The sequence below is a fragment of the Candidatus Palauibacter sp. genome (assembly GCF_965197445.1).
GTDB lineage: Bacteria > Gemmatimonadota > Gemmatimonadetes > Palauibacterales > Palauibacteraceae > Palauibacter.
This window is the reverse complement of the sequence record NZ_CBDANE010000005.1, coordinates 499,008-515,189: the sequence shown is the minus strand read 5'-3', so window position 1 is coordinate 515,189 and position 16,182 is coordinate 499,008. Positions and strand designations below refer to the sequence as shown.

Annotated in this window: 14 protein-coding genes and 2 pseudogenes; 3 read left to right on the top strand and 13 right to left on the bottom strand. The window is 67.1% G+C overall.

What is annotated here, in order from left to right; translation table 11 throughout:
• Window positions 1-256 precede the first annotated feature (256 nt).
• From ACN9M6_RS09500 to ACN9M6_RS09485, 4 genes are all read right to left on the bottom strand, one after another.
• Window positions 257-622, bottom strand: coding sequence for a cupin domain-containing protein (locus ACN9M6_RS09500; protein ID WP_419162688.1), 366 nt, complete (start codon window positions 620-622; stop codon window positions 257-259).
• 6 nt (window positions 623-628) lie between these two features.
• Window positions 629-2,641 carry an LVIVD repeat-containing protein gene (locus ACN9M6_RS09495; protein ID WP_419162687.1) on the bottom strand — a complete coding sequence of 671 codons (2,013 nt, stop codon included), beginning with the start codon at window positions 2,639-2,641 and terminating at the stop codon, window positions 629-631.
• Between the two features lie 45 nt (window positions 2,642-2,686).
• Window positions 2,687-3,322 (bottom strand): DUF305 domain-containing protein, encoded by a 636-nt coding sequence (locus ACN9M6_RS09490; protein WP_419162686.1) that lies wholly within the window; start codon window positions 3,320-3,322, stop codon window positions 2,687-2,689.
• A 164-nt stretch (window positions 3,323-3,486) separates the two neighbouring features.
• Complete coding sequence (locus ACN9M6_RS09485) at window positions 3,487-4,686, bottom strand: hypothetical protein (RefSeq protein WP_419162685.1); 1,200 nt, start codon at window positions 4,684-4,686, stop codon at window positions 3,487-3,489.
• A gap of 177 nt (window positions 4,687-4,863) precedes the next feature.
• On the opposite strand from ACN9M6_RS09485, the gene ACN9M6_RS09480 reads away from it, so the two are divergent.
• Window positions 4,864-5,568, top strand: a complete 705-nt coding sequence (locus tag ACN9M6_RS09480) for an ATP-binding protein (RefSeq protein WP_419162684.1) — start codon at window positions 4,864-4,866, stop codon at window positions 5,566-5,568.
• Window positions 5,569-5,957: 389 nt separating this feature from the next.
• On the opposite strand, the gene ACN9M6_RS09475 is transcribed toward ACN9M6_RS09480, so the two are convergent.
• From ACN9M6_RS09475 to ACN9M6_RS09460, 4 genes are all read right to left on the bottom strand, one after another.
• Window positions 5,958-7,859 (bottom strand): Xaa-Pro dipeptidyl-peptidase, encoded by a 1,902-nt coding sequence (locus tag ACN9M6_RS09475; protein WP_419162683.1) that lies wholly within the window; start codon window positions 7,857-7,859, stop codon window positions 5,958-5,960.
• Window positions 7,856-8,239 (bottom strand): type II toxin-antitoxin system VapC family toxin, encoded by a 384-nt coding sequence (locus ACN9M6_RS09470; RefSeq protein WP_419162682.1) that lies wholly within the window; start codon window positions 8,237-8,239, stop codon window positions 7,856-7,858. The genes ACN9M6_RS09475 and ACN9M6_RS09470 overlap by 4 nt, the downstream gene beginning before the upstream one ends.
• A complete protein-coding gene (locus ACN9M6_RS09465) occupies window positions 8,236-8,493 on the bottom strand; it encodes a type II toxin-antitoxin system VapB family antitoxin (protein WP_419162681.1) in 258 nt (85 codons plus the stop codon). Before ACN9M6_RS09465 ends, ACN9M6_RS09470 begins: the two co-directional genes overlap by 4 nt.
• 89 nt (window positions 8,494-8,582) lie before the next feature.
• Window positions 8,583-10,244 carry an N-acyl-D-amino-acid deacylase family protein gene (locus ACN9M6_RS09460; protein WP_419162680.1) on the bottom strand — a complete coding sequence of 554 codons (1,662 nt, stop codon included), beginning with the start codon at window positions 10,242-10,244 and terminating at the stop codon, window positions 8,583-8,585.
• Between the two features lie 37 nt (window positions 10,245-10,281).
• On the opposite strand from ACN9M6_RS09460, the gene rph reads away from it, so the two are divergent.
• Window positions 10,282-10,998 (top strand): ribonuclease PH, encoded by a 717-nt coding sequence (gene rph / locus ACN9M6_RS09455; protein ID WP_419162679.1) that lies wholly within the window; start codon window positions 10,282-10,284, stop codon window positions 10,996-10,998.
• A gap of 417 nt (window positions 10,999-11,415) precedes the next feature.
• Here rph and ACN9M6_RS09450 read toward each other — a convergent pair whose 3' ends face one another.
• Complete coding sequence (locus tag ACN9M6_RS09450) at window positions 11,416-14,037, bottom strand: TonB-dependent receptor (RefSeq protein ID WP_419162678.1); 2,622 nt, start codon at window positions 14,035-14,037, stop codon at window positions 11,416-11,418.
• An 89-nt stretch (window positions 14,038-14,126) separates the two neighbouring features.
• Between ACN9M6_RS09450 and ACN9M6_RS09445 the strand changes: the two are divergent.
• Window positions 14,127-14,528 (top strand): annotated as a pseudogene (locus ACN9M6_RS09445) (transposase); the annotation flags it as partial.
• Between the two features lie 45 nt (window positions 14,529-14,573).
• Here the strand turns inward: ACN9M6_RS09445 and ACN9M6_RS09440 are convergent.
• The 4 genes and pseudogenes from ACN9M6_RS09440 to ACN9M6_RS09425 form a co-directional block, all read right to left on the bottom strand.
• The gene (locus tag ACN9M6_RS09440) at window positions 14,574-15,215 is read right to left on the bottom strand and encodes a peptidylprolyl isomerase (protein ID WP_419162677.1); all 642 of its coding nucleotides are present in this window, start codon (window positions 15,213-15,215) and stop codon (window positions 14,574-14,576) included.
• Complete coding sequence (locus ACN9M6_RS09435; protein ID WP_419163736.1) at window positions 15,212-15,610, bottom strand: alpha/beta hydrolase family protein; 399 nt, start codon at window positions 15,608-15,610, stop codon at window positions 15,212-15,214. The genes ACN9M6_RS09440 and ACN9M6_RS09435 overlap by 4 nt, the downstream gene beginning before the upstream one ends.
• Window positions 15,516-15,713, bottom strand: coding sequence for an alpha/beta hydrolase family protein (locus ACN9M6_RS09430; RefSeq protein ID WP_419163735.1), 198 nt, complete (start codon window positions 15,711-15,713; stop codon window positions 15,516-15,518). Before ACN9M6_RS09430 ends, ACN9M6_RS09435 begins: the two co-directional genes overlap by 95 nt.
• 58 nt (window positions 15,714-15,771) lie before the next feature.
• Window positions 15,772-15,882, bottom strand: a pseudogene (locus ACN9M6_RS09425) (alpha/beta hydrolase family protein); the annotation flags it as partial.
• Between the last annotated feature and the right edge of the window lie 300 nt (window positions 15,883-16,182).

Sequence of the window (16,182 nt, the reverse complement as noted above, 5' to 3'; positions counted from 1 at the left end):
TCTCGCCGTTCGATGCCCAATGCTGGGCTATTTCGAAGACTCTCCTGCACGAACACGTCATCGGAAAAACACCACAGCATGCGAGCTAGTGGAACGGACACCTTTTGGTTGTCCTTCTACCGTGAGGCTCCTCCCAACTGGCTTACCGAATGCGGAGGCCGCCTCGATCAGGTTCACGAGATCATAAAGACTTGGTAGCGAGGGCTGTCGGAGCCTCCCCTTTGGACGCACGCGGATTGGGCTGTTGCCTAGTGGGCTACTCTGCGTCGCGGTGGACGGTGTCGGGTGAGAAAGCGGGGAGGCAGACGGCAACGTATTCGGCCCCCTCTGGACCGGGCGTGCTGTAGCGAACCCATTCACCGGCGGGGGTCACGACCGCCTGCCCCGCCTCGACGTGCATGACGCCGCCCTCGTGCTCGACGCGTAGCGCCCCCCGCAGGACGACGGTGATCTCCTCGAACTCGGGACGCTGACCCGGCTCGACCCAGCCGGACGGCGATACCATCCGCGCCACGCTGACGCCGTCGTGCCCCGACCGGACCCGGCCCGCGTACTCTTCGATCCGCTTGGGTTTGTTCCCGGCCGCCTCGATGACGGCCGGGGCTTCGATCAACGTGGGCACGCGGTCCTACATGCCGGCGTCCGCGAGGGCCCGGACCGCGTCGGCCAGCATGCGGACCTTCGCGGCGTCGCCCGATCCGGCGGCGTCACGGCTCACGGCGTCGGCCAACGAACGGAGCGCGCCACTGCGCGAGGACCCCGTCATCTCCCCGGCTCCGGCCAACTCGTCCCGAATCGAGCCGATTCTCGCGGCGGAGAGCCCGCGGTGCCGCTCCAACTGGTCCAGATAGGCGTGGGCCAGCGCGAACGTCGCGGGCCATTCGAAGATGGGCTGGCCCTGGGAGTTGAGATGCGTGAGCTGGACGGAGTTGGCCGCGTCGATCTCGTTCTGCGTCATCACCTCGCTCGGGGTCAACTCGAAGATGTCGAGGCCGCGCGCGATCTCGGAATTGACGATGACCCCGTTGTACCAGTACACGGACCAGCTGCCGCCCATCTGCATCCGGTCGGGGTTCACGGGACCACGGTCGAAGTAGGCGACCTCGACCGGGTTCGCGGGGTCGGTCCAGTCGATGAGCGAGATCCCGCCCTGATACCACCCCTGAATCATGATGTCGCGGCCGGGGATCGGGATCAGCGACCCGTTGTGGGCCACGCAGTTCTCCTCCGGCGTCTGCGGGGCGGGTATCTTGAAATAGCTTTGGAAGTCCATCTCGGTGCCCTCGATGGTGAAGATCGCGTTGGCGCCCCACTCCATCGGGTCCGTCGCCCGGCACTTCGGCGAGCCTCCACCGCCCCATTCGTCCGTGAACAGGATGGCGCTGCCGTCGTTGTTGAAGGTGGCCGAGTGCCAGTAGGAGAAGTTGGAGTCGGCCACGGCGGCGACCCGTCGCGGGTTCTCGGGATCGCTGATGTCGATGAGCAGGCCGTACCCCCCACACGCCCCGCCGGCGAGGCCGATGGCCGGATAGACGGTGATGTCGTGGCACTGCGTCGGACCGGCGTTCGGATCGATGCCCCCCATCTGCTCGGCGATCATGTTGTTCACGAACTCGTGTAGCGCCGCGGTGTCCTGGGCCATCGGCGGACCTTCTCCGCCGCGCAGAACCACCATGGAATCAAGCATCACGCTGACGAACTGGGGTGGAAGGGCCATCTGCTGGCCCATGACCTCGACGACCATGGCGCCCTGTGCGCGAGCGTCATCCATCTGGGCGCGGTCTTCGGGCGCGGGGCCGTGCTGCGGCGGCGCGACGAGATCTTCGAAAATGCGGGGCGAACTGACCACCGCGGCGCTCGCCGGATCGGCCAGAGGTACCCGAATGACCTCGATGCGGAAGAGCGCTGAATTCGGATCTTCACTCGGCGGGGCACCGGAGCAGCCAGAGAGTTCTTCTGCCGGGCGCACCGGGGCGGAACCCGACACGTAGATGTAGACGTTCTCGTCGTCACCGGGGTGCTCCAGCACCGTATGAGTGTGCGAGCCGCGGCACGTCTGAACGTTGGCGACGTACTCCGGTGCGGTGATGTCGGAGATGTCGAAGATGCGGATCCCGCGCAGCCGGTCGTGACTCACCTCCTCCTGGACTCCCTGCTCACCGCAGTCCAGCCGTCCGCCGAAGCCTTCCCCGGACACGAAGAGCAGGTGCTCGTATACGGAGACGTCGCTCTGGGAGGCCGGACACACGTACGTCACGACAGAGACCGGATTCGCCGGGTCGGAGATGTCCCAGATCTGGATGCCGTCGTAGTTGCCCTGAATCGCGTACGGGCCGGTGAAGGCGAGGTCGGAGTTCGTCTTGCCGACAAACGGCTCCGTCGGCGGCGTGGCCGACACCAGCCTGAGATTCCAGGCCGCTTCACCCGCATCGAAGAGGCCGGGCGCGAGGCCGACTCGCGGATCGGGCGTAGGCGGATTCGCGCGCAGACCGACGAGGATGGGGCTCGGGTCGGCGGGAGCGGCGCCCATGCCGGACTCCGCCGACCGGTAGGCACATGCCGTCAGTCCGCCCACCGCCGCCACGCACGCGACGAATGCCGCGAGGCGCGCGGAGGTTCGGATGCGGTCGGGTACTTTCATCACAGCGCTCATTTCGGATCCTTCGATTTGAGTGAACTTCAGGAATCAGCCGCCCGGCTCCGGCGCGGCGAGCGCCTCGAGCATCAACTCCATGCGGGCGATCTCGGTGGCCTGATCGACGTGGATGTCGGAGGCCAGTTTGAAGACGAAGTCGTCCTGCGCCGCGCCGTCCGTGGCGAACAGGTCGCGCACCATGGTGACGGCGCCCTTGTGGTGCTGGATCATGTATACGAGGAAGAGCCGGTCGAAGTCGGCGCCGCGTGCGGCTTCGAGTTCCGCGAGTTGCTCCGGCGTCAACATTCCGGGCATGAGCATCGGCTCGTCCGGCAACGGGAGGCCGCGGTCGGACAGCCAGCGGCTCATGATGGCGATCTCATCCGTCTGCGCGTTGATGATTCGCGCACACAGCGTCCGGATTGGCGGGCTGGCGTCGTTGGCGGGAGCGAACCCCGCCATGACCAGCGCCTGCGCGTGGTGCGGGATCATGTGGGTCATGAAGCGGATGTCGGCCTCGTTCGCGCCACGGAGGCCGGCCTCGGCCCGCGCCCGGTAGATGTCCTCGAGTTCGGCTACCCGCGCCGCGTCCGGCCGCACGGCTGTGTCGGCTGGGCCGCGGCCCGCGCTGGCGCACGCCTGGACCGCTACGAGCAGTCCGATGAGCAGAATGGACGGGTTCTTCATGCCTGGCCGCGCGGCCTCGTCGGTTCACGGGGGTGTCACGCTTCGGATATGCCAGCGGAGGCATACCGAAGCAGCCGTACGCATGCAATTGTGGATGGTTTCAGGCTGAAGTGCCACGGGGCGCCGAGAACCGGGGGGTGGAACGCTGGCGGCTGGCGACCCTGCTAGTAGCGGTAGAGCCGGACTTCCTCCTCGTCCAGCGCGTCGCTCTGGAGCACGACGAAACGGTCGGCATCGACGGCAAGCACGCTGGCGTCGGCGGGGAGATTCAGCCGTCCCCGCGGTTGTCCGTCGGGTCCGATGACGAGCCAGTCTCTCGTCTCCTCGGCCGGGCGCGTCGCGAGCCCGATCCAGACGAGCTCGTCGGGACCCAGTACCCCGGAGTGGAGGGCCGGGTGCGTCTCCCTGAAGGGGGCGTTCTCGACCATCTGCGCATACCAGTCAGGTGCGTCCGAGCCGCGCAGGGCGAGTCGTGCCGCCCTCGATGTCTCGATCTCGTCCGCCGTGACCGGCCAGCCACCGCCCGAGCCGCGAATGCGACGCGTCAGATCCCCCCCGGCAGTATGGATGGACAACTCGAAGAGGTCCGTATCGCCGAGTATGGCTCGATCCCGGAAGCCGCCAGCGACGATGTCCCGCCCGAACCCCGGCTCTCTGCGGGTCAGGCCTCCGCCGGGGACCTCCCCATAGCTCCATTCCTTCGCGGGGAGCATGGCGAGCGTGTCGGGCTCGGTCCCGGGATCCGCGAACGCGAGCAGCGGCGTGGTATCGCGTTTGGTTCCCTCGGGCATGAAGAATCGCTGCTCGCCCAGGATCGCCAGCATGCTCCCATCGGCGGCTATCGCGAGGGGTCTCAGATCGACGATGGCGCTCTGCGCGGACAGGGGCCACGAGTCGAGGAATTCACCGCTCGCGGAGAACTCGGTGAGGCGCGCCAACCGCGCGTCATAGGCCACAAACCCCTCGGGCGTCCCGATCAGGGTGGTGATGGCGCTGAACTCGCCCGGCCCCTCGCCCTGCCCTCCCACCGTGGTCGCCAGCGAGCCGTCGCCGGAGAAGAGCAGCACCTCGCTCGCGCCCGTATTCGCCAGCGCCACGCCGCCATCGCCGAGGAGGATCGCGTCCCCGACGTAGAACAGTTCGATCCCGCGCTCCTTCGTGGAGAACACCAGGTCCACCGCCAGGCCGGCGACGGAGAGTTCCTCCACGTTGCCGAGAGAGATGTTCATCACGCCCGCCGAGTCGGAGACCAGGACGGCACTCCGGGCCGCATCGTCCGGCCGGTCCGCCGGGGAGCGAGGACCGGTGCACGCGACGACGGCGCACAGGAGTCCGACGGAAAGAATGCCGCGGCAAGCGTTCATCGTGACCGTCCCCGGTTGAGTCCCCTGCGATGGCGACCGGTGTCCGCAGACGGCGGTGCCACCCTATAGAGGCGTGATCCCGGCCGTTGGTTGTCTTCGGCCGTCGCTAGTCGGACCCCGACCGCACCGATACCGGAAGCGACTCGGGGTTATGTTGGAGACGAGCGGTTCTTCGAGATGGCAGGAGGTCACCGGGTTCAGGCTGTGGACTTCGTCCTGAGCAAGATCGCGCTCTCGGTGGGCACCAGGGCGGAGAGCATACAGGCCCCGGTGGCGTACGAGATTCCGAAAGAGGTCGTAACCGAGGCGATTGTCAACGCGGTGGCTCACCGGGACTACACGGACAACAGCAGCGTTCAGGTCATGCTGTTCGCAGACCGGCTGGAGGTCATGAATTCCGGTCGGCTGCAGCCGCCACTCACGGTGGAGAAGCTGCGCGTGGCGCACCCGTCGCTACCCGGCAACCCACTGCTCGCGGAGTCCATGTACCTGCTCCGGTACATCGAGCGAATGGGAACCGGTACCGTGGACATGATCCGGCGCTGCGTAGACGCGGGATTGGCGGAGCCGGAGTTCGACGCCAACGGCGGCTTCGTGACGAGAATCGAGCGGGGCGGGGCAGGACCTGACGGCGCGCCGTTGTCGGGTAGTACCCAAGAAACTACCCAAGAAGACCGAGGCACTACCCAAGAAACCACCCAGGAACGAATACTCGCTCTGCTGCGTGAGGACCCTGGGCTAACTCGCAGGGCCTTGGCGACCCGCATCGGAATCACCGCCGACGGTGTCAAGTACCACCTCGACAAGCTCAGAAATGCCGGTCGCATCCGCCATGTGGGCGCGACCAAGAAGGGACACTGGGAAATCCTGAATGATGGCTAACGGCTTTACCGATAGCGGTAGAACCGGACTTCCTCCTCGTCCAGCGCGTCACGCTGGAGCACAACGAAGCGATCGGCATCGACGGCCAGCTCACTCGCCTCAGCGGGGAGATTCAGCTGTCCCCGCGGTTATCCGTCGGGCGCGATGACGAGCCACCTTCTCGTCTCCTCGCCGGGGCGGGTCGCGAGCCCGATCCAGACCAACTCATCGGGACCCGGCACCGCCGCGTGGAACGCCGGATGCGTCTTCTTAGTAGGGGGCCTCTTCAACGGATCGGACCCACCAGTCCGATGCGTCCGAGGGCACGCGGGCAAGCCGTGCGGCCTTCGATGTCTCGATTTCGTCCGCTGACACCGGCCAGCCGCCGCCCGAGCCCTGGATCCGTCGTGTCAGATGTCCGGAGGCGGTGTAGATTGGGCCGGCCTGGCGGGCGCCCTGAGTGCGCGGCGAAGGGCCGCGCTCCCCCCGACAACGGGCAGCTCGATGCGGGTTTCGTCCAGATCGACGTTCAGGGTCGTGCCGGGGTCGGGGTGAAGGGTGAACGACTTGTCGCTGGAGAAGATCATGAGGCCGATGCGGGCCCCGGCGGGGATGACCTGATCGTCGGGTTGAAGATCGAACTCCAGTTCAACGAAGTCTCCCGGCTCCAGCGGTGTGCCGCTGCGAGGCGAGGCGATCTCCCCGGCGCCCGCGTTGGCCGGGTCGGCCCAACCTCTCGTGATGACGTTGTCGTTGAGATCGTCGCTTTCGGTCCAGGGCAGGGAGACCAGCCATACGGAGAGATTTGCCGTCGGTGCGTCGGTCGATACACGCACGCGGACGGTCGCCACGCCCGAAAGATGCACGTCCTCGCTGAGTTCCGGCGTCGCGTAGAGCAGGCGGTGGTTCGACCATTCGGCCGCGGCGAACTGGTCGCCCGTAAACGAGAAGTTGTCGATGATCGTTCCGCTTCCCGCGGCCGCGCCGCGGCCATCGACCGGACCCTCGAGCGAGAGGGCACCCGTCCACTGCCCGTCGCCTCCCGGATGGAGCGCCACGGACTCGGCTTCGGGGTGAGGATAGCTCGGGTAGGGCGTGGGCTGCTGGGGGTCGTCTCCCTCTCGGACGATCCACGCCCCCGGGTCGTCTTCCACGCCGTTCTCGACTCCGACCACGTAGCGCGTGAACCACCGATTCACGACTTCCAGTGGCGGTGGACCGCCGTGCCCTCCCTGGTGATAGAAGATCTGCAGCGGCACGCCCCGCTCTCGTAGCGCCATCGAGATGCGGTAGCTGTGCTCGGGCATGACGTTCCAGTCGTTGAAGGCATGGCTCATCAGGGTGGCCGCGTGTACGCCGCCGATGTGGTTCAGGTAGTCCCGGCTCGCCCAGAAATCGCTGTAGTCGCCGGTCATGCGGTCCAGGTTCGCCGTCATCTCGTCACGCACGGTGGTCAGGCAGTAGTCGCGCACGTCGGGGAAGCCGCTGAAGATGAAGTCGAACAGCACATCGATGTCCTCGCCCGGATATCCTCCCGGCGACCTCACGAGCCCGTTGGAGCGGTAGTAGTGGTAGTAGGACGTGTTGGGGGCGACCGGAACGATCGCCTCGAGCCCCTCCACGCCGGTGGTCGCGGCGGCCAGAGGGAGCGTGCCGTTGTAGGAGGTTCCCGTCATTCCGACTCCTCCCGTCGCCCAGTCGGCTCGCACCTCTTCGTCCCCGTCCACGCTCGTGAAGCCGCGCGCCCGTCCGTTGAGCCAATCGATCACGGCCTTGGGCGCCAGCGACTCGTTCGCGCCGCCCACCGTCGGACACCCCTGCGACTGGCCCGTCCCCGGGGACTGCGAGTGGACCACGGCGAAACCTCTGGGCACCCAGGTCGCAACATGCGAGTTGGAGATCCTCGGCTGGCTGGGGACGTGGGCAATCGTGGGGGGGAAGGGGTCGCGCGCCCGGGGCTCGCCCCCTACCTCCTGGCGGATATTCCAGAAGTGCCGGAAGTCGACACCGGCGACACCCGAGTAGTAGGGACTGGTCTCGTAGATCACCGGCGCCTTCAGCCCTTCGTCATCGGTCTGTGCCGGGCGCGTGACATCCGCGTGCACCCGGTCGGGCCGGCCGTCGCCGTCGGAGTCGAACTCGGTCTCGACCCACAACTCGTGGCGGATCCAGCTGGACGAATCCGCGAAGGCCGGGACGATCTGCGCCTGCCCGTCCTCGATGACGAGTCCCGTCTGGGCGGTCACCGCCGCAGGAGCGAGGGCAAGTGCGAACGCCGGCACGAGGCACCGTGGTGTGCGGGGGCGAGTCATGCCGCCTCGATGTCGGTTAGGGCAAAGTCCTCGCCCTTGAACAACAGCGGCTCGCCGGCAACACGCGCGAGTCCGTACGCGAAACAATCGCCGAAGTTCAACGCTGCCGGATGACGCCCCTTGCCGAAGCGACGCCAGGCATCACGGGCTGCGGAGGCATGTTCGAGCGAGACGGGAACCAGTTCGATTTCCGCTCGTTCGACGAAGAGGTCCAGTTCCGTATCCGCCGCGCGGGCACGAACTCCGATGACGATTGACGCTTCCAACAGGTTGGCGACCGACAGTCGGCAGCGTGAGGTCTCCGCGATCTTCCTCGCGTAGCGTGGCGCGTCCGCCTCGCGAAAGAGCACGGCGAGAATTGCCGATGTGTCAACAATCATTTGGGCAGTCCGTGCGCATCATAGAGAAAATCGCCGTGTTCGACCGCGGACGGTCCCGGATCCAGCCGCGTCGCGCAGCGTTCTCCGATGGCGAGCAACTCCCGGACCAGCGTATCGGCGTTCCGCCGGCGCTTCTCGGCCCGCAGGCGGTCGCGCAACGCGGCCGTGATCGCGCCCGTCTTGGTTTCGCCGGTCAGCCGGGCCAACTCCGCCGCCAACCGGCACGTTTCCGCGTTCTTGATATTGAGGCTCATCCTTGCACCGCCGAAGGTAGAACTCTGCCAGAGATTCTACCCTGAGGTTAACCGCCGATCAACGGTGCCACCGCACTTATTGGGGGAGATCAGGGTCGTCGGATGGGGCGGCCGGCAAGCTCGCCGGTCACCTCGTCGTCCCGAATCGCGAACCGGCCGTTCACCAGCACGTGTACCACTCCCTCGGAGTACTGGTGCGGGTCGTCGTACGTCGCCCGGTCCGTGAAGCGGTCCAGGTCGATGACGGCAATGTCGGCGATCAACCCCTCCCGGATGTACCCGCGGTCGCCCAGGCGGAGGAAGTCCGCCGCGAGACCCGTCATTCCGCGGATCGCGAAGGGAAGCCCGATCGCTCCGTCCCGGTTGACGAAATCATTGATCTTCTTGGGGAATGTGGCGTAGACCCTCGGGTGGACGATCTCCGCCCCCGGCGTCGGCGTCACGCCGTCCGTGCACGTCATCATCCACGGCATTGTGGCGAGGTAGCGCGTGTTCTCCACGTCGTAGAGATCCCGGTTCATCACCCACGGGTTCGACTCGGACATGATCTCGCGCACCGCCTCGGGGACGGTCAGTCCGCGGTCCTCCGCCACGTCGGCCAGCGTCTTGCCGTTGAATTCGGGCCTCGCGTCGGCGAACACGATCTTCTCGGGGCCGCCGCGGATCTCCAGCATCTCCATTGTCTGCACGTCGAGAACCCGGGCCGTGTCGGGGTTCTGGAATCGGCGCACCATCTGCTCCGGGCCGCCGGCCTGCGCCCAGCGCGGGATCGTGTAGGCGCGCAGGCTCGACATCGTGGACGTGTGGACATGCTGCGCCGCCGCCACCTCGAGGCCTTCCGCCCGCGCCGAGTCGATGATCGCCGCGCCCTCCGCGGCCCGTCCGTAGAGGTGGGCGCCCTGCGCGTTGAAGTGGCTGAAGATGGTCCTGAGTCCGGACTCCGCCCCGATGTGGATCGCCTCCCGGATCGAGTTGTGGTAGCCGACCCCCTGGTAGGAAGCACCGAGATCGCGGTCGTGCGTGTCGTAGACCGGGGAGTGCTCGCCGCCGATCGGGTATTGCGCCGCGGCCCGGCCCAGTTCGATGACTTCGTCGGCCTCCGCGTAGTAGCCGGGCGTGTAGAAGAGCCCCGATGAGAGCCCGAAGGCGCCGTCTTCCATTCCCTTCCGGACCAGCGCCTTCATCTGGTCGAGTTCGTCGGCGGTGGGGGCGCGGTCATCCATCCCCATGACCGCCTCGCGGACGGAGCCGTGGCCGATATAGGAGATGATGTTCTTGCCGACGCCGAGATCCTCCAGCTCGGCGTACAGCGCGGCGAGATCCGTTGTGCTGGCCCCATCGACGCCGATGACGCCGGTCGTGATCCCCTGCGTCAGGAACTCGACCGCCGGTCGACCGTACGCTTCGTTCAGGGTGATGTGGCTGTGCATGTCGATGAAGCCGGGCGTCAGCAGGAGGCCGTCGAGCGCAATCGTGTCGCGCAGTGCGAAGTCCGCGGGCGCGGCGTCGCCAACGAAGGTGATCCGGTCGCCCTCCACCGCCACGTCGGCCGTGAACGACGCTTCTCCGGACCCGTCGATGACCGTCGCCCCGGTGAACAGCACGCTCGTCGCCAGCAACCCCGCCTCCGCTTCGGGAGCATCGCCCGGCCCGCAGGCCAGAGTCACGCCGGCGAGCACGGGACACATCGCGAGGATCCGCCGTCGCAGCGGGCTGGCGGCTGGCGTACTGTCAACGCGTTCGACGTTCATCGCTTCTCCCTTTCGACCTTTCGACCGAGGCTGCCCCATGCCGGCACGTCCACACGGACGGGCGCTGGACGCCCTGCGACCGACGACCCTGGAGACGGGAACGGCCCCCTTCGCCGAGGGATCGTGCACGATCACGATGGGGATGACGCGCGTGCTTTGCACGGCTTCGGTCGAGGAGCGCGTCCCGCCGTGGCGCGAGGGGCGGGGCGGCTGGGTCACGGGAGAGTACGCCATGCTGCCCCGGGCCACGGCCGAGCGCACCCGTCGGGAGCGCCGTGGCGCACGGGGTCGTACTCAGGAGATCCAGCGCCTCATCGGCCGATCTCTGCGGGCGGCCGTCGACCTCGCGGCGCTCGGCGAGCGCACGGTGACCGTGGACTGCGACGTCCTCGTCGCCGACGGCGGTACCCGCACCGCCTCGATCACGGGGGCCTGCGTCGCGCTGGAGATGGCGTTCCAGCGACTGGTATCGGAGGGCGCCCTCGAGGCCAGCCCGCTCCACCAGTGGGTCGCCGCGATCAGCGGCGGCATGGTGGACGGTGAGGCGAGGCTCGACCTGGAGTACGTGGAGGACGCCGCGGCCGACGTCGACTTCAACTTCGTCTACCTCGAGGACGGGCGCTTTGTCGAGGTACAGGGGACGGCGGAGGGCGCGCCCTTCACGCGCCACGAACTTGACGTACTCCTGCACCTGGGCAACACGGGAGCCGATCAACTGGTCCGACTTCAGAAGACGACTCTCGTCGACATCTAGACCCGTAAGCGAACCAGCGCAGGCGATCCCGAGGGCGGCGGAGACCTGCCCCTACTAACCGGCCTCCTCGGTCCTGCAAGGGGGCCGCCCGTTCGATGGTGTGCCTGCTCGAACAGCATAGAGACGGCACTGGTGAACAAACCACCCGGATCCGTCGCGGTGACCTCGACGCGTGCCGTGGAGCCGGATCGACCCTCTCAGGCGAGCGCGTCGGTGTCGGGGTCGTTGAAATAGGTCGAGAGATTTTCGCGAAGCCGGGTCTGCCAGGGGATGATCTTCGGACGGGGACACCGGAGCACCACCGGCCACTCGTTGGGAGGAGCCGTGGCACCCTTGGACCGTGGACCCTTTGGACCGGCATTCGCCGTGGCTCGCCGGTGCCGCCCGTTCATGCGAAACGAGCGAACTTATTGTCCGTCAGAAGGAGACGGTCACGGTCATGGATACCGTCCGTGGCGCGCCCAGCCAGGCTGCGTTCTCGGTGATCGCGGACAGATAGGGGTTGTCGAGTACGTTGTTCGCCACGATCGAGAACTCCGTCGACCGGAACAGATCGCTCAACGCCTCGCCGCTGAAGCTGACGTATGCGTCTACCACCCAGTAGGCGTCGGTGTACCAGTCCGCCGTCAGACTGACGCGGCGCGATGCCGTGTATTTCGCGGACAGCCCGCCACCCAGGGGTCCGGTGCGGTCGAGGGACACGACCCACAGCCGAGGCGGCACGCCCGTAACGTCCGTGCCGGGCACAATGCCTTGGCTGGCGTCAACGAGCGGATCGTCGGTCCCAAGGTACTCCGAGTCGTTGAGCGTGAGAGCGGTGTAGAGCGATGTCCGACCCGGCAACGCCACCGTGGCGGCCAACTCGACGCCTTTTGTCTCGATCCCGCCCGCGTTGAAGTAGGCCCCTCCTCCGGGGATGAGGTAGTTGGGTCCTGCGGGCGTCTGCGGGCCGAGGTAGAAGATCCGGTTGTCAAAATCGATGGAATACAGGGTGGCGCTCAAGGCGAGCCGCTCGCTGGAGTATTGAACTCCGACATCGATGTTCGACGCGGTCTCGGGCTCCAGAAGGTCCAAACTGCGTCCCGGCACCTCGAGCAACGTGCTGCCGATCGCCCTGAAGTTCTCGGCGTAGCCGGCGAACAGGTCGAGGCCCTCGACCGGCGTCTCGTACGTGACGCCGCCCGAGAAGAGCAGCTCCGAATCGGAATCGACACCAAGATCCCGATCGATGCCGAACTGGTCCTCGCGCGACACGGAGACAAGATACTGCTTGACGCCGCCGGCCAATTCGAACGGGCCGAAGTACAGCGTCTCCTCCACGTACCACTTGAAGACATCCTGCGGAAAGTCCCACTCGTACTGGTGCCAGTAGGGCTGCTCGTCCCACTTGAAGTTGAGCGCCGGGTCCAGCATCCGGTGCCAGTCCCGGCCGAGGTCGCGCCGCGAGTCCTCGTACCAGATGCCCGCGCGCAGCGCGCTGCCCCCTCCCCCGCCGAACGGTGCGGACCACTCCCCGTCGATGTTGACACCGAGACGACTCTTCCCGTAGTGGCTGTGGCGGTACGACTGAACCGCGGTTGCCCCCGGGTGGCATGCCGGGTCGACCTCCGGACCGCCCGACCCGTAGTAGTTGAAGATGTAGGACGACGCGCATCCCGGCACCGGTCCAACGGCGACGCCATTGCCGTCCACGAAGCGGATCACCCCGAGCTGGCTGCCGCCGCGCGCCGGCGCGAGGCCCGCCAGCTCCGACTCCGGTCCATCCCCGTCGTCCACCATGTCGACGATGTAAGGGGGCAACCAGTCGCCACGCCCCGAGTTGCGGTGGCGGTATGCGCCCGCGCTCAGGGAGATCAACTCGGTGACGGACCAGTCGGCCTTCACATAGGCGAGCGTGTTCTTGCGCCGGGTCTGCCAGCCGGGCCGGTAGAACTGGTTCAGGTAGGGCACGCCGGGCCAGTGGCCGACCAGCCGGTCCCAGCGCGGGTCGGCCCTGAAGTCGGCCTCGCCGTAGAGCCTTTGGTACACGTCCTCGTGGATGTCGTCGTACGAGAGGTAGCCGGTGAGATCGAGAGGTCCGTGCGAAGACACGATCTTGGCGGCGAGGTGCTCCCGCTCGTTCCTTGCGGAGCCCTCCATCCAGTCGGTCGCCTCCTGCCGGATCGCGGCGACCCAGGCCCGCGTCGTGCCGCCGAACAGCGATCCGGTCTCGACCCGCGCGGCGAACCGCTGGCCCTCGTTCTCGCCGATCGTGACGGAGGCCGTGTGGATACGCTCCGCCGTCGGGTCGGCCGTCAGGAAATTGAACGTGCCGCCCAGCGCCTCGACCGACCGCGAGGCGATGTCGGCGGTCCCCTGCGACACCTCGACGCCGCCGAGGTTCATCGGGTCGACGAACCGGTTGGCCTTCGCACCGCTCCAGTAGTCCGACGTGCCATTGGGGAATCCGTCGATGGTGGTGCCGATCTGCACGTCGTTGATGGTCGACTGGAACCCGCGCATGACGACGTTGCTCGACCAGTCGTCAAAGGCGTACGCGTCCCCCTCCTGCACCGAGACGCCGGGAAGGTTGTCGATCACCGACGTCACGGCGGTGATGTTCGACTGCTGCCTCATCATCGGCTCCGAGACGAAATTGCGCGCGAAGACCGTGGGCTCCTCCGCCACCACGCTGAGCGGATCGAGCCGGAAGGCGAGCTCCAGAACGATCCGGACCGTTTCGACGGCACCCGCGCGGACGGTGACCCGAAGCTCCCGGGGCGCATAGCCGAACAGGGTGGCGGTCACGACGTGGTCTCCGGCCGCCAAACCGGTGAATTCGTAGACGCCTTCGGCATCCGTGACGACCTCCGCGTCCACGCCGGAACCGGCCGCCATCACCCGGACACCGGGCAAGGCGTTGCCGAACGCGTCCACGACCGTGCCCCTGATGGTTCCCCCCGACTGGGCAGTCGCCGGCGTTGCGGCCAGCAGCAACAGCAACGCGGCGCCGCCGCAAAAGGCAGCGATGAGGCAAAGGCCCCTTGACGAAGTTGGCATGGCGACGACTCTCCCCTCGGCTGTAGGATCCCATCTTGGACGGTCGGTTGTCCGTCTTCGATAACGTAGCGCCAGCATCAGCGAATGGGATGAGCTCGGGGGCGGTGTGCGGGGTGACGGTGCAACCGACGACAGGCGGCGACAGCCGCTCGCTGCCGAAGACGCTGGAGGAGGCGCGCAGGCAGCTGGAGCGGCTGGGTCTCGGTGCGCGGGAGGTGGTATGCGACAAGGGCTATCACTCGAACGCGACGGTGAAGCACCTGGCCGGCCTGGGCGTGCGCGGTTACGTGAGCGAGCCGAACCGCGGGCGGCGGAGCTGGAAGCGGGACCGGGCCGCGCAGAAGCCGACCTACGCGAACCGGCGCCGGATCCGGGGTGAGCGGGGCAAGGGTCTTCTGAGGGCCCGCGGCGAGAAGCTGGAGCGCGCTTTCGCCCACCTGCTCACCACCGACGGCATACGCCGGACGCACCTTCGCGGGCACGAGAACATCCGCAAGCGGCTGCGGAGGGGGCATCTGGTGAGCTCGGAATCCGGTTCAACGTTTGCGAGCCCGCATCAGGCGGTCCAGCAGCGGGTATTCGAGGTCGAGGTGGAGGTTGCCCTCGGCGACAATCCGGCTCTGGTCGCCTCGCCGCAGGCCGCCGCCGGAGTCCTCTCCGTACCCCGAATAGAGCGCATCCACGACCTCCATCCCGCTCACGACCTCGCCGAAGGGCGCGAAGCCCGTCGAGTCGAGGCGCACGTTGTCCACAAGGTTGATATACACCTGGGTGGCGCGGGTTCCGGGCTCGGTGAAGGCGAAGGCGATGCGGCCGCGCATGTTGGAGGCGACGACGGGATCGTCGGGGATGTAAGCGTTCATCCACTCGGCGGTGAGCCCGGGGTCGCCGGCCAGCCCCCACTGGACGATGAAATCCGGGACGACGCGGTGGAAGCGGGCGTCGTCGTAGTAGCCGGATTCGACGAGAGTCAGGAACCGCTCGGCTCCCAGCGGTGCCCACTCGGGGTGTACGGCGATCAGGAACTCGCCCTGGCTCGTTTCGATGGCCACTTCAACCGGGCCCACCGCGGCGGCCGGGCGGGCGCCACCGACTTCCGGGACAGTCTCGATGCGCTCACATCCCGCGAGGATGAGAGTCGCCGCAAGGAGACGGCTGAAGCGCGGAGCGACCTTCACTTCAGGAACTGCTCGAAGAAGTCGAGCATGTCGAGGAGCATCTGGCGGCGGTTCGCCTTTCCGTAGACGTAGTAGTTCTCGTTCGGGTACGTCTTGTACTGGAACGGCTTGTAGTAGTTCTCCAGCGCCCGCGCGAAGATCTCGGACTGGTCGGAGCCCGGATAGCGGCCGACGCCGTGCACGAGGAGGATCGGCGTGGACACGTCGGCCACGTTCGTGATGGCGGAACTGTGGCGCCACGCGTCCTCGCTCGTCTCGAAGGGGCCGAGTTCGTGATCCAGCAGTTTGACGTGCCGGAGTTCATTCTCCCCGCGATAGAAGTGGACCCAGTCGGCATAGCCGGAACCGGGGATCGCGGCGCGGAACACATCGGGGGCGAAGGCCACCGCGTACATGCTCATCACGCCACCGTAGCTCGTTCCCGGTGATCCCGATCCGCTCCGGGTCGACCTCGGGCAGCGCCCGCAGATAATCGGCGCCCGCCACGACATCCTCCAGATCGCAGTGCCCCCAGCAGCCGTTGTTGGCGTCGGCGAAATCCTTCTCCGTAGCCCGAACTACCGCGGATGTTGGGCAGGAGTACGACGTATCCCCGCTGGACGAAGAACTGAACGTGCTGCTGGAAGGTGTCGTTGAACTGTGACGTGGGACCCCCGTGGATCCACATCACGCCGGGGAGGCGGTCCCCGGCCGCGGCCCCCGGCGGCCGATAGAGGTAGGCCGGGATCGAATATCCGTCCGTGCTCTCGTAGTGAATCTTCTCCGGCGTCACGAGTCGGCGAACCAGGTTGCCGGCCGGCATGGAGGAGGTGAGCTGCCGGCTGCTCCCGTCGTCCAGCGAGACGACGTACAGGTCGCGCGGCCTCGTGAGATCCTCCTGCAGGTAAGCGATCGCGCGGCTGTCGGGGGACCACGAGGGACGCGACGCGACGCCACCCTTCGGTGACACGAGCACCCTCGGCTCTCC

Bases quoted from the DNA above. Each gene is read 5' to 3' on its own strand.
- ACN9M6_RS09495 (WP_419162687.1), bottom strand. From the start codon at position 2,641: ATGAAAGTACCCGACCGCATCCGAACCTCCGCGCGCCTCGCGGCATTC.
- ACN9M6_RS09490 (WP_419162686.1), bottom strand. From the start codon at position 3,322: ATGAAGAACCCGTCCATTCTGCTCATCGGACTGCTCGTAGCGGTCCAG.
- ACN9M6_RS09485 (WP_419162685.1), bottom strand. From the start codon at position 4,686: ATGAACGCTTGCCGCGGCATTCTTTCCGTCGGACTCCTGTGCGCCGTC.
- ACN9M6_RS09480 (WP_419162684.1), top strand. From the start codon at position 4,864: ATGGCAGGAGGTCACCGGGTTCAGGCTGTGGACTTCGTCCTGAGCAAG.
- ACN9M6_RS09475 (WP_419162683.1), bottom strand. From the start codon at position 7,859: ATGACTCGCCCCCGCACACCACGGTGCCTCGTGCCGGCGTTCGCACTT.
- ACN9M6_RS09470 (WP_419162682.1), bottom strand. From the start codon at position 8,239: ATGATTGTTGACACATCGGCAATTCTCGCCGTGCTCTTTCGCGAGGCG.
- ACN9M6_RS09465 (WP_419162681.1), bottom strand. From the start codon at position 8,493: ATGAGCCTCAATATCAAGAACGCGGAAACGTGCCGGTTGGCGGCGGAG.
- ACN9M6_RS09460 (WP_419162680.1), bottom strand. From the start codon at position 10,244: ATGAACGTCGAACGCGTTGACAGTACGCCAGCCGCCAGCCCGCTGCGA.
- rph (WP_419162679.1), top strand. From the start codon at position 10,282: ATGCCGGCACGTCCACACGGACGGGCGCTGGACGCCCTGCGACCGACG.
- ACN9M6_RS09450 (WP_419162678.1), bottom strand. From the start codon at position 14,037: ATGCCAACTTCGTCAAGGGGCCTTTGCCTCATCGCTGCCTTTTGCGGC.
- ACN9M6_RS09435 (WP_419163736.1), bottom strand. From the start codon at position 15,610: ATGTACGCGGTGGCCTTCGCCCCCGATGTGTTCCGCGCCGCGATCCCC.